General features: G+C 64.7%; 11 protein-coding genes. 7 read left to right on the top strand and 4 right to left on the bottom strand.

Annotated elements, in window-relative coordinates:
* Together V8U06_RS18575 and V8U06_RS18570 are read right to left on the bottom strand one after the other, a co-directional pair.
* Positions 1 to 489 carry a hypothetical protein gene (locus V8U06_RS18575; protein ID WP_427141939.1) on the bottom strand — a complete coding sequence of 163 codons (489 nt, stop codon included), beginning with the start codon at positions 487 to 489 and terminating at the stop codon, positions 1 to 3.
* A gap of 154 nt (positions 490 to 643) precedes the next feature.
* Positions 644 to 1,126, bottom strand: a complete 483-nt coding sequence (locus V8U06_RS18570; protein WP_226922048.1) for an Lrp/AsnC family transcriptional regulator — start codon at positions 1,124 to 1,126, stop codon at positions 644 to 646.
* Positions 1,127 to 1,358: 232 nt separating this feature from the next.
* Between V8U06_RS18570 and V8U06_RS18565 the strand changes: the two genes are divergently transcribed.
* The 5 genes from V8U06_RS18565 to V8U06_RS18545 are packed head-to-tail and all read left to right on the top strand — an operon-like array spanning position 1,359 to position 7,567.
* Positions 1,359 to 2,492, top strand: a complete 1,134-nt coding sequence (locus V8U06_RS18565) for a trans-sulfuration enzyme family protein (protein WP_427141938.1) — start codon at positions 1,359 to 1,361, stop codon at positions 2,490 to 2,492.
* Between the two features lie 43 nt (positions 2,493 to 2,535).
* On the top strand, positions 2,536 to 4,095 hold the full coding sequence (locus V8U06_RS18560; protein WP_427141937.1) for an ABC transporter substrate-binding protein: 1,560 nt from the start codon (positions 2,536 to 2,538) through the stop codon (positions 4,093 to 4,095).
* A gap of 36 nt (positions 4,096 to 4,131) precedes the next feature.
* Positions 4,132 to 5,079: an ABC transporter permease gene (locus V8U06_RS18555; protein WP_427141936.1), complete on the top strand. Its 948-nt coding sequence runs from the start codon at positions 4,132 to 4,134 to the stop codon at positions 5,077 to 5,079.
* 3 nt (positions 5,080 to 5,082) lie between these two features.
* A complete protein-coding gene (locus V8U06_RS18550; protein WP_427141935.1) occupies positions 5,083 to 5,898 on the top strand; it encodes an ABC transporter permease in 816 nt (271 codons plus the stop codon).
* A gap of 7 nt (positions 5,899 to 5,905) precedes the next feature.
* Positions 5,906 to 7,567, top strand: a complete 1,662-nt coding sequence (locus V8U06_RS18545; protein ID WP_427141934.1) for an ABC transporter ATP-binding protein — start codon at positions 5,906 to 5,908, stop codon at positions 7,565 to 7,567.
* Positions 7,568 to 7,677: 110 nt separating this feature from the next.
* On the opposite strand, the gene V8U06_RS18540 is transcribed toward V8U06_RS18545, so the two are convergent.
* Positions 7,678 to 8,562 (bottom strand): LysR family transcriptional regulator, encoded by an 885-nt coding sequence (locus V8U06_RS18540; RefSeq protein ID WP_427141933.1) that lies wholly within the window; start codon positions 8,560 to 8,562, stop codon positions 7,678 to 7,680.
* A 96-nt stretch (positions 8,563 to 8,658) separates the two neighbouring features.
* On the opposite strand from V8U06_RS18540, the gene V8U06_RS18535 reads away from it, so the two are divergent.
* Positions 8,659 to 9,681 (top strand): agmatine deiminase family protein, encoded by a 1,023-nt coding sequence (locus V8U06_RS18535; protein WP_427141932.1) that lies wholly within the window; start codon positions 8,659 to 8,661, stop codon positions 9,679 to 9,681.
* Positions 9,682 to 9,722: 41 nt separating this feature from the next.
* Entirely contained in the window at positions 9,723 to 10,808 is a 1,086-nt protein-coding gene (locus tag V8U06_RS18530) for an extracellular solute-binding protein (RefSeq protein ID WP_427141931.1), read from the top strand.
* A gap of 105 nt (positions 10,809 to 10,913) precedes the next feature.
* On the opposite strand, the gene V8U06_RS18525 is transcribed toward V8U06_RS18530, so the two are convergent.
* Positions 10,914 to 12,096 (bottom strand): NAD(P)(+) transhydrogenase (Re/Si-specific) subunit beta (locus tag V8U06_RS18525; RefSeq protein WP_427141930.1); only part of this gene is annotated, 1,183 nt, incomplete at its 5' end.

Below are 12,096 nucleotides of genomic sequence, written 5' to 3'. Positions count from 1 at the left end.
TCAATCGAGAAGATTGACGATCCTGCGCCGGTCGGCCGATGTCGCCGGCCGGTTCGCGATGGTGCGGCCACGCGCATCCTTCATGACATAACGGCCCTTCACGATCGCTTCCGTGATGCCGCGCTTGTGGCGAACGCTGACATCGGGCGCTGCGGCATCATCGGCGACGCTTGCCGCGCCCGTGGCCTTTCCAGCAGCACCGGACTTACCGGAAGAGCGACCCTCGTTGCTCTTTTCCTTGCCGCTGTTGCCACTATTGCCGTTGCCACCTCCGCCGCCTCCGCTGTTCCCACCGTTGCCGCCGCCGTTTCCGCCGCCATTGCCGCCCCCGTTCCCGTTCTTGGCATGGGCAGCATCGATGGAAAGGGTGAGGCCGGACTGGGACAGTCCCAGCGATACGGGCGTCAGAATTGCGAGGAGGCAGACAGCGGCGGAAAACGACATGCGGCGCATGGTGAGGGAAGTCTCCTTCGGCGGTGTGCGGTCCATCGGTCTCTCACAGGCGAGCGGGAAATCGCCCGGGCTCGAATGCCCTGTTTTACACGCCCTCCCCGCTCCTGTCTTCGCTCGCCGAGGGCGCCGGACCTTTCCCTCGCGCCATCGGGCCTATCGTCCGATCTTGCCCGGACTTAGGTCTGACCGGTCAGGTCTCATCGAACAGATAGACGGGGTTCAGCTTCACGCGCTGGGCCACGGTGATCGAACGATAGGTCTTGATGATCGGGCATCTGCGCATGAATTCACGGGTGACTTCACGGAATTCGTCCATATCGGCGACGGTGATGCAGGCAAGAATATCCGTATCGCCGGTGATGACGTCGCAGCACGAGACATAGGGCGAGGTCCGAAGCATCTCGATCAGCTCGTTGAACATTTTCAGTTCATGCGACGAAAGGGACATCTCGATCCAGATCGCCATTTTCCGTTCGGCATAGGCGGGATTGACGAGCGAGACGTCCCCGGCGATCACGCCGGCATCGCGCAGACGGTGGATACGGCGATGGCAGGCGGGTTGGGAGATACCGACCCGGTCCGCAAGCTGCTGGAAGGTGAGCATGCTGGACTGCTGCAACAGGTTGAGCAGCTTGCGATCGATACGATCGAGGCTCACTTTCGACGAGGACATCCGGCGCTCCAAACAACGTCTGTGCTGTAGGGGAAACCCTTTGCGACCGCAAGGCAAGCCTTTCGCGGCGGCGCGAGAGATTTATGCGCGGCAACCGCCCCGCGGTTATAATTTTCTCGCCGTCGCCACCGAGAACGAGAAATCCATCAAAAGGAAGGGTGCCATACTCGCCGAAGGAAGGGGGCCGCAAGCGCGATGTTCCCGGCATCTTCAAGGCTCGATGACGGCTCGCATGGCTCAATACATTCCCGATACGATCCTCGCCCAAGGCATCTGCGACGCGCATGATCCGACGGGCGCCGTCGTTTCGCCCATCCATCTCGCGACCACCTTCCTGCGCCCGCCGGAAGGCTATTCCGAAACCGGCTGGAGCTACAGCCGCTATGGCTATCCGGGCCTCGAGCAGCCCGAGGCGACGCTGAAAGCGCTGGAAGGCGCTGCGGACTGCCGTCTCTTCAGTTCGGGCATGTCGGCCATGAGCGCCGTGATCCTGGCGCAGAAGCCCGGCGCGCACTGCATCTTCCCCATCGACATGTACCACGGCATGCGCACCTGGCTGAAGCACTGCTCCAGCCATTGGAACATCCGCATCGACCATGTCGACATGACCGACCTCGACCAGGTCCGGGCGGCGGTCATTCCGGGGACCACGACGATCGTCTGGGCCGAAACGCCCTCCAATCCGCATTGGTATCTCTACGATCTCGCAGCGCTTTCCGACATCGCCCATGCCGCCGGCGCGCGGCTCGTCGTGGACAACACGGTGGCGACGCCGCTGCTGACGCGGCCGCTCGCCTTCGGCGCCGATATCGTCGTGCATTCCGCCACCAAATATCTGAACGGCCACAGCGACGTGCTGGCAGGCGCCGCCCTGACGGCGGCGAAAGACGATTTCTGGGAGCGCGTCTGTTTCAACCGCGACTATCACGGCGGCATTCTCGGCCAGTTTCCCGCCGCGCTTCTGATGCGCGGCATGCGCACGCTGCACCTGCGCGTCGCACGGGCAAGCGAGACGGCCATGGCCATCGCGGAAGCCTGCAGCGACCATCCCGACGTCGAAGCCGTCTTCTATCCCGGCCTGCCGACCCATCCGGGGCATGCACTCGCCACGCGCCAGATGACCGGCGGCTTCGGCGGCATGGTGTCGATCGTCGTGCGCGGCGGGGCTGCAGCCGCCGAGCGCGTCATGACACGCACCCGTATCTTCAAGCCAGCGACCTCGCTCGGCGGCGTCGAGAGCCTCATCGAACGGCGCGGCGCGATCGAAGGTCCCGACTCGCATATCGAACCCGGCCTGTTGCGGCTTTCCGTGGGAGTGGAAGCCGCAACGGACCTTATCTACGACCTCAAGGCGGCGCTCGCTTGACGCGGACGCCCCCGCAAGACAGATGAACATGGGAGGACATGGAATGAAACTGATCGGTCAGCAATCCCGGCGCGACTTCATGAAAACCGCCGCCGCCTTCGGCCTGTCCGCAGCGGCGACGCCCCTTCTGGCGCGCTCCGCCTTCGCGCAGGAAACGCCCAAGAAGGGTGGAACCCTGCGCATCGGCATGCGCGGCGGCAGCACCACCGACACGCTGAACCCCACCTCCTATTCCAACGCCGTGCCGCTTCTCGTCGGCTACGCCGTCATGAACGGCCTGATCGAAATCGACGACAAGGGCGTGCCGCAGCCGGAACTGCTGGAAAGCTGGGAAATCGGCGCCGAGGCCAAGGAATGGACCTTCAACGTCCGCAAGGGCATCACCTTCCACAACGGGAAGGAAATGACCGCCGACGACGTGATCTACTCCCTCTCCCTGCATCTCGGCGAGAATAGCAAGTCGGCCGCAGCCGGCGGCCTCAAGCATGTCGCCGAGGTCAAGAAGCTCGGCACGCACCAGATCAAGGTCGTGCTGTCCGGCTCCGACGTCGACCTCCACTACGCCCTTGCCGACTATCACCTGCTGGTCGTGCCGGAAGGCTTTGCCGATTGGGCCAAGCCCGTCGGCACCGGCGCCTTCACCGTCGAGAGCTTCGATCCGGGCGTGCGCTGCGTGCTGCGCAATGTCGGCAGCTACTGGAAGACGGATCGCGGCAATGTCGAGCGTATCGAGATCACCGTCGTCAACGACATCGTCCAGCGCATGAACGCCCTCGTTGCCGGCCAGGTCGACGTGATCAACGACGTCGACAAGCGCGCCGTCGATCTATTCCGCAATGCGCCGGGCATCGAACTGGTGCAGGCCCCGGGCGGCTGGCACACCATCATGGCGATGCAGATCGATGCCGCGCCGTTCAACAATGCCGATTTCCGCCTCGCGCTGAAATATGCCTGCGACCGCGAGCAGATCCTGAACGCGCTGTTCAACGGCTTCGGCCGTATCGGCAACGACCATCCGATCCCGGTTTCCGACCCCTATTTCAATGCTGCCCTTCCGCAGCGGGCCTTCGACCTCGACAAGGCGAAGTTCCACCTGAAGAAGTCGGGCCTCGGCGACACGGCCATCACGCTTTCGGCCTCCGACGCCGCCTATGTCGGCGCGGTCGACATGAGCGTGCTCTTCCAGGCGTCGGCTGCGAAGGCCGGCATCACCGTGGACGTGAAGAAGGAACCGCATGACGGCTTCTGGAGCAATGTCTGGCTGAAGGCGCCGTTCTGCACCTCCTACTGGGCCGGCCGCGCTTCCGCCACGGACATGCTTGCCTCCGCCTACTATTCCGGCGCGAACTGGAACGAGACACACTGGAAGAACGACAGCTTCGACCAGCTCCTGAAGGCGGCCAAGGCCGAGGTGGACGAGGCCAAGCGCAAGACGATCATCGGCGACATGCAGACCATGCTGTCCGATGACGGCGGCGCCCTCATCCCCGTCTTCTCCGACTGGCTGGACGCACATCGCGCGCATGTTAAGGGGCACACGCCGCACACGCAGTTCGACCTCAACAATGGCCGTCTTTGCGAGAAGGTCTGGCTCGACGCCTGATCCGGCCGGGCTCGAAAGCAACGACAGGGGGGAATTGTGTTCAATCTCGTGGCAAGGCGAACAGCGCTCGGGCTGATGACCTTATGGGCCGCATCCGTGCTGATCTTCGCCGGCACCCAGATCCTTCCCGGGGATCTGGCCCAGGCGGTGCTGCAGAACAATGCGACCCCCGAAACCGTCGCGGCGCTGCGCCAGGAGCTGGGCCTCGACCGCCCGGCCGTGGAACGGTACACCGAATGGCTCGGCAATGCGCTGCACGGCGATCTCGGCACGTCCCTCGTCAACCGGCGGGACGTCGCCGAGGATCTGGCGCCCCGCCTCTACAACACGCTGTTCCTGGCGCTCTATGCCGCGGCCATCGCCGTCCCGCTTGCCGTGGGCCTCGGCGTCGCCGCCGCGGCATGGCAGGGCAGCCTCTTCGACAGCACGGCCAATGCGATAACCCTGCTCGCCATTTCGCTGCCGGAATATTTCCTTGGCTACCTGCTGATCAAATGGGCGGCCGTGCAGTGGGGTCTCTTCCCGGTTCTGGCAAGCGTGACGCCCGAGACCTCGCTGGTCGAGCGGCTCTACATGACATTCCTGCCGATGCTGACGCTGGTGCTCGTCATCGTCGCGCATATGATGCGCATGACGCGGGCCTCGGTCATTTCCGTCATGTCCAGCCCCTATATCGAGATGGCCCTTCTCAAGGGCCTGCCGAAATGGCGTGTCGTCGTCGAACATGCCCTGCCCAACGCGCTGGCGCCGATCATCAACGTCATCGCCCTCAACCTCGCCTATCTCATCGTCGGCGTCGTGGTCATCGAGGTGGTGTTCGTCTATCCGGGCCTCGGACAGTCGATGGTGGATGCGGTTTCCAAGCGCGACGTTCCCGTCGTTCAGGCTTGCGGCCTCATCTTCGCGACCGTCTTCATCACCCTCAACATGGTTGCCGACATCCTGGCGATCGTCAGCAATCCGCGTTTGCGGCATCCGAGGTGATCCATGCGGCTGTTCGGTCATAACATGCCCCTGAAGGCGCAGGTCGGGCTCGCCATCGTCGTCGTCAACGTGCTCGCGGCGATCCTGGTGCCCGTCATCGCCCCCTATCCGGAGGCCGAGGTCGTCGGTCGCGCCTGGGCCGGATCGAGCGCCGAACACTGGCTCGGCCTCGACAATCTCGGCCGCGACGTGCTCACCCGCCTGCTCTACGGCGCGCGCCTGTCGCTCGGCCTTTCGCTGCTCATCACGTCCCTGTCCTTCTCGCTCGGCGTCTTTAGCGGCTTTTCCGCCGCCGTGCTCGGCAGGACGGCGGACATGATCCTCTCGCGCATCGTCGATCTTCTCCTCTCGATGCCCGCGCTGATCTTCGCCATGGTCGTCCTGTCGGTGTTGGGAACGGACCTCGTCGTGCTGGTGGTGACCATCTGCATTCTCGACGCCACCCGCATCTTCCGTGTCAGCCGGGCGCTGGCGATGAACATCGTCGCGCTCGATTTCGTGGAGGCGGCGCGGCTGCGCGGCGAAGGGCTGTGGTGGATCGTGCGCCGGGAGGTTCTGCCGAATGCGCTGATGCCGCTTGTCGCCGAATTCGGCCTGCGTTTCTGCTTCACTTTCCTCTTCATCTCCGCCCTCAGCTTCCTCGGCCTCGGCATCCAGCCGCCCTATGCCGACTGGGGCAGCATGGTGAAGGACTATTCGACCATGATCATGCTGGGCGTGCCGACCGTCTTCTATCCCGCCGGCGCCATCGCCCTCCTGACGATCGGGATCAACCTCCTGGTCGACTGGCTGACCTCCACAAGCGCAGCCGAGCACTGAGGCTCCCATGACAGACAGGCAAAAAGACACGACGCTGCTCGAAATCGAGGGCCTGCGCATCGAGGCCATCGCCGCCTCCGGCGCCCGCTCGGTTCTGGTGGAGAATGCCAGCTTCACCCTGAAGCGCGGCGAAGTTCTGGGGCTGATCGGGGAATCGGGCGCGGGCAAATCCACCCTCGGCCTTTCCAGCATGAACTTCACACGGCCGGGCTGCGCGATCACCGCCGGCAGGATCCTCTTCGACGGACGCGACCTGCGCGGCCTTTCCGACGCCGAGAGCCGGTCGCTGCGCGGCGCGCGGATCGCCTATATCGCGCAGAGTGCCGCCGCCTCGTTCAATCCGGCCCTAACCATCGGCCGACAGGTCTGCGAGGTGGCGGTCCGCCACAAGCTGATGAGCAAGGCCGCCGCGAAGGCGCGCGCCGCCGCCCTCTTCCGCTCGCTGGAACTGCCCGACCCCGAGACCTTCGGCAACCGCTACCCGCACCAGGCCTCCGGTGGCCAGTTGCAGCGCGCCATGGCCGCCATGGCGATGATCGCCGAGCCCGACCTGCTCGTCTTCGACGAACCCACGACCGCGCTCGACGTCACCACCCAGGTGGAAGTGCTCGCCGCCTTCCGCAAGCTCATCCGCGAACGCGGCACGGCCGCGCTCTACATCACCCACGACCTCGCCGTCGTCGCCCAGATCGCCGATCGCATCATGGTTCTCCGGCACGGCAAGATGGTCGAGACCGGCGCAGCGGACAACATCCTGCAGAACCCGCAGGAGGACTATACGAAGCGGCTCGTCGCCGAACGCAACGCGGCCATGACCGGGCATTTCGTGACCGACAGTCACGCCGGTGAAAAGCCGGTCCTCAGCCTGACGGCCGTCGCGGCAAGCTATAGCGGCCTCACCCGTGCGGTCAGCGATGTCAGCCTCGATCTGAAGCGGGGCGAAACGCTTGCCATCGTCGGGGAATCCGGCTCCGGCAAGAGCACGCTGGCGCGTGTCGTCGTCGGCCTCCTGCCGCGCGAGAGCGGCGACATTCTCTTCAAGGGCGAAACGCTTCCGCCGGCGCTGCATGCCCGCTCACGCGATACGCTGCGCCGCATCCAGATGATCTACCAGATTCCGGATCTCGCGCTGAACCCGAAGCAGACGCTGCTGGAGATCATCGGCCGGCCGATCGAATTCTATCTCGGCAAATCCAGGAAGGAGGTCCGCGAGCGGGTTGTCGACCTGCTGCGCCAGATCGAGCTTCCGGAGAGCTATCTCCTGCGCAAGCCGCCGGAACTCTCGGGCGGCCAGAAGCAGCGCGTTTGCATTGCCCGCGCGCTGGCGGCCGAACCCGACATCGTCATCTGCGACGAGGTCGTCTCCGCCCTCGATCCGCTGGTGGCCGAAGACATCCTCAATCTTCTGCGCAAGCTGCAGGAGACGCTGGGCCTTGCCTACCTCTTCATCACCCACGATCTCGGCACCGTGCGGCGCATCGCCAACCAGGTCGCCGTCATGCGCAAGGGCGAAGTCGTCGCCTATGGCGAGACGCAGAAGATCTTTTCGCCGCCCTACCACCCCTATACGGAACTGCTGCTCTCCTCCGTGCCGGAGATGCGCAGCGACTGGCTGGACGGGCTGCTCGAAACGCGCGACCGGTCTCCTGCGGCGGCCTTGCAAGGCTAGAATATTTCCAGCCGAGGCGGCATCGCGTCGGCGTCTAAGAACGCTTCCAAAACAAGAGCCTAGAACAATTCCGGTGAACCGGAATTGTTCTAGCGTGACGCCGTGATTGCCTATTCCTTTTCCTGCATCTGCTCCAGCCAGCGCCAGGTCTCCTGCGTGTCCGTGTCCGAAAGCCGGTCCGTGTTCGAAAGGGCATACCAGCCGAGGCCGGAGGCGACGGTCGTGGTAAACGGCTGGACCAGCGTGCCGGCGGCAAGCGCCGCTCCGGCGAGAAACAGGCTGGCAAGGGCGATGCCCTGCCCCAGCTCGGCGGCGGCAAGGGCGATGTCGCCGTCGCTGTAATTCGTGCCCTTCCAGATCATGCCGGCATCGACGTCCGCCTGCGCGAACCATTCGGCCCAGCCGACTGGCCCCTCCTCGTGGATCAGGGATGCCGCCAGAAGATCGGCGGGCTGCCGCAAGGCGCGGGCGCCGGCGGGATCGGCGACGGGGGAGAGACGATCGCGAGCGATGAGAAGGCTTTCGCACCCCACAGGCGGCTCGGCCGCATGGATCACCGCGATATCCACCTCCATCGTCTCGAAATCCACCGGCAAGCCGCTGGTGTCGAGCCAGGGCTCGCAGGCCGGTGCGGCCGCCTTCAAAGCCGGCAGACGCGGCAGCAGCCAGCGACGGGTGAAATCGCGTGGCGCATAGATGACGACGCTGCCGGGCTTGCGATAGGGCTCCAGTCGACGATAGCCCTCTTCCAGAAGGTCGAGGCAGCGCCGCACGGTGCGATGGTAGTCGCGTCCGGCATCCGTCAGCCGCACCTCCCGACCGATGCGCAGGAAAAGCGGCTGTCCGATCAGTCCTTCGAGAAGGCGCATCTGGTGGCTGATGGCCGACTGCGTCAGCCCCACTTCCTCCGCCGCACGGCTGAAGCTTTCAAGCCGCGCGGCCGCCTCGAAACCCTTCAGGAACTGGGTCGGGGGAATATGCCGAAACCGCACCATTCATGAATTCCATTCATTTTCAGCAGGAATGCTTCTCGTTTGTATCGCGCTTCTTCGCCGCCAATAATGAGCGCCATACATGAATAGGAGTCAATCATGGATAGGAAGACGGGACCGCGGCCGCATGTGAAACTGCGCCGTCCGGGCGAATTCGAGCCGCATGCCAGGACGTGGATGGCCTGGCCGCACCGCAAGGATCTCTATGGCTCGCGCCTTGCGGCCATGCGAGAGGCCTATGTCGAGGTCGCCCATGCCATCGCCGGTTTCGAGCCCGTCAGCATGGTCGCCCATCCCGATCACGCCGAAAGCGCCCGCGCCCGCCTCGGTGCCGGCATCGAGGTCGTCGCCCTGCCGATCGACGATTGTTGGATCCGCGATTCCGGCCCGACCTTCCTGAAGCGCGACGATGGCGGCCTTGCCGGCGTCTCCTGGCGGTTCAATGCCTGGGGCGAAAAACACGCGCCCTTCGACGCCGACGATGCGCTCGCCGGCCGCGTGCTCGCCCATCAACAGGCGGACATCTTTCAGTCCTTCCTCCATTGCGAGGGCGGATCGCTCGCCTGTGACGGCGACGGCACGCTCATCGTCACCGAGACGAGCCTGCTTCATCCCAATCGCAATCCCGGCCTGTCCAAGGCCTGGGTGGAAACGGAGCTTCTGCGCATGCTCGGCCTTGAAAAGGTGGTCTGGCTGCCCGGCGATCCGCTCGATCTGGAGACGGACGGCCATGTCGACGGCATGTGCTGCTTCGTGCGCCCGGGCGTCGTGATGTTCGAATACAATCCCGACCCGAACGACCTGCACGGGCGCATCCTCGCCGACAATCTGGCAGCGCTCGCCAGCCAGACGGACGCGCGCGGCCGCAGTTTCGAGGTCATTCCCATTCCCGAGGCCTATGACGTGGAAGCGACCAGCGAGGTCTTCGCCCGCTCCTACATCAATTTCGCGCTGACCAATGGTGGCGTGGTGATGCCGACCTACGGCACGCCCTCCGGCGAAGAGGCCAAGGCGGCCGTAGCCCGCGCCTTCCCGGACCGGCGCATCGTGACCGTCGATGTCGGCGCGGTCGTTCCCGCCGGCGGCGCGATCCACTGCATTACACAGGAACAGCCGCTGTAAACGGCCCGATACCACCCCACCAACAGCAACGGAGAAAGACGATGAAACGCTGGCTCGCGCTTGCGACGGCATGCCTTTTTGCGGCCCCCGCGGGGGCGGAAGAAAAGGTGCTCTACCTCTATTCCTGGGAATCCTATTTCAGCGCGCAGTCCATCGCCGCGTTCGAGAAGGAGACGGGCATCAAGGTCTCCTACGATCTCTTCGATTCCAACGATATCGTGGAGACGAAGATGCTGACGGGGAAGTCCGGTTACGACCTCGTGACCGTCAACCTTTCCCCGCATTTCCTGCGCCAGCTGCCGGTCGGCGTCTGGGCGCCGCTCGACCCCGCCCGCCTGCCCAATCTCGGCAACCTCGATCCGGCGGCCCTTGCACGCGGGGAAAGCGTCGATCCCGGCAACGCCCATAACGTGCCGTGGATGTGGGGCACCACCGGCGTCGGCTACAATGTGGAGAAGGTTCAGGCGATCATGCCGGACGCGCCGGTCGATTCGCTGCGCATGGTCTTCGATCCCGCCATCGTTGAAAAGTTCGCCTCCTGCGGCGTCGGCATGCTGGATGATGCCGAACAGGTGCTGGGCCTGGCGCTGATCTATCTGGGGCTGGACCCCGACACGACCGACAGGGACGAGCTTGAAAAGGCGGTGGAGGTCGTCGCGAAGGTTCGCCCCTATGTGCGCAAGTTCCACAGCTCCAGCTATGTCAACGATCTCGCCGACGGCGGCCTTTGCCTCGCCATCGGGTTTTCCGGCGACATGCTGATCGCCAGCAGCCGGGCGAAGGAGGCGGGCAAGCCCTTCACCATCACCTACCGCCTCGCCAAGGAAGGCAATCTCGTCTGGGCCGACGTGCTCGCCGTTCCGGCCAATGCGGCGCATCCGGAGGCCGCGCATGCCTTCATCGACTTCTTCCTGCGGCCGGAAATCGCCGCAGTGGCCGCCACGGAAACGGGCTTTTCGACCGCCAACAGGGCCGCACTCCCGCTGCTTGACGAAAAGCTCCGCTCCAATGCCGACCTCTATCCTTCCGAGGAGGCGCAGAAGCGGCTGCACCTTCCCAAGGCGCTGAGCCAGAAGGCCCTGAAGATGTGGTCGCAGGCCTGGGACCGGGCGAAGGGGCTGCGGTAAGCAGCCTTGCCCCTGACATGCGAACGCCCCCGCAGCAGCCGCTGCGGGGGCATTTTTCATGACGACCGGCTTGGCGCCGGCCGTCCGCCGGTTGCCCGTCTTCCGTCAGGCGATGGACGGCAGGAGCTGATCGAGGCTCTTCTTGGCGTCACCGTAGAACATGCGCGTGTTGTCCTTGTAGAACAGCGGGTTCTCGATGCCGGAATAGCCGGTGCCCTGGCCGCGCTTGGAGACGAACACCTGCTTGGCCTTCCACACTTCCAGCACCGGCATGCCGGCGATCGGTGAGTTCGGGTCTTCCTGGGCGGCCGGATTGACGATGTCGTTCGAGCCGATGACGATGACGACGTCCGTGTTCGGGAAGTCCTCGTTGATCTCGTCCATTTCCAGAACGATGTCGTAGGGCACCTTGGCCTCGGCGAGCAGCACGTTCATGTGGCCCGGCAGGCGGCCGGCAACGGGGTGGATGGCGAAGCGCACGGTCTTGCCGGCCGCGCGCAGCTTGCGCGTCAGTTCGGAGACCGACTGCTGGGCCTGCGCCACCGCCATGCCGTAGCCCGGCACGATGATGATGCTGTCGGCATCGTTGAGCGCGGCGGCGACGCCTTCCGAATCGATCGCCACCTGCTCGCCGGTGATTTCCATCGCCGGACCCGTCGTCCCGCCGAAGCCGCCGAGGATGACCGAGATGAACGAACGGTTCATCGCCTTGCACATGATGTAGGAGAGGATCGCACCCGAGGAGCCGACCAGCGCGCCGGTGACGATGAGAAGGTCGTTGCCCAGCGTGAAGCCGATGGCGGCGGCCGCCCAGCCGGAATAGCTGTTCAGCATGGAGACCACGACAGGCATGTCGGCGCCGCCGATGCCCATGATCAGGTGATAGCCGATGAAGAAGGCGGCGAGCGTCATCAGGATGAGCGTCCACGCGCCGGCGCCATTCACGTAGAGGATGAGCAGGAGAAGCGAAAGCAGCGCCGCGCCGGCATTGAGCGCATGGCCGCCGGGCAGCTTCTTCGCCTTGCCGTCCACCTTGCCGGCGAGTTTGCCGAAGGCGATGACCGACCCGGTGAAGGTGACGGCGCCGATGAAGACGCCGAGGAAGACCTCGACCTTCATGATAGACAATTCGACCGGCTCCTTGTGGGCGAGGATCGCCGCAAACCCGGTCAGCGCGGAGCGGGCGGCCTCGTCGAGACCGGCGACATGCGCCGCCTCGATATGCGCGTTGAAGCCGATGAAGACGGCGGCAAGGCCGACGAAGGAATGGAGCGCCGCGACGAGCTGC

Source organism: Shinella sp. G-2 (genome assembly GCF_050172695.1).
GTDB lineage: Bacteria > Pseudomonadota > Alphaproteobacteria > Rhizobiales > Rhizobiaceae > Shinella.
Note: the sequence above shows the minus strand (reverse complement) of the source record. Positions and strands in the feature narration are given on the sequence as shown.

Coding starts and splice junctions, on each gene's coding strand:
- V8U06_RS18565 (WP_427141938.1), top strand. CDS start 1,359: ATGGCTCAATACATTCCCGATACGATCCTCGCCCAAGGCATCTGCGAC.
- V8U06_RS18560 (WP_427141937.1), top strand. CDS start 2,536: ATGAAACTGATCGGTCAGCAATCCCGGCGCGACTTCATGAAAACCGCC.
- V8U06_RS18550 (WP_427141935.1), top strand. CDS start 5,083: ATGCGGCTGTTCGGTCATAACATGCCCCTGAAGGCGCAGGTCGGGCTC.
- V8U06_RS18545 (WP_427141934.1), top strand. CDS start 5,906: ATGACAGACAGGCAAAAAGACACGACGCTGCTCGAAATCGAGGGCCTG.
- V8U06_RS18540 (WP_427141933.1), bottom strand. CDS start 8,562: ATGGTGCGGTTTCGGCATATTCCCCCGACCCAGTTCCTGAAGGGTTTC.
- V8U06_RS18530 (WP_427141931.1), top strand. CDS start 9,723: ATGAAACGCTGGCTCGCGCTTGCGACGGCATGCCTTTTTGCGGCCCCC.
- V8U06_RS18575 (WP_427141939.1), bottom strand. CDS start 489: ATGGACCGCACACCGCCGAAGGAGACTTCCCTCACCATGCGCCGCATG.
- V8U06_RS18570 (WP_226922048.1), bottom strand. CDS start 1,126: ATGTCCTCGTCGAAAGTGAGCCTCGATCGTATCGATCGCAAGCTGCTC.
- V8U06_RS18535 (WP_427141932.1), top strand. CDS start 8,659: ATGGATAGGAAGACGGGACCGCGGCCGCATGTGAAACTGCGCCGTCCG.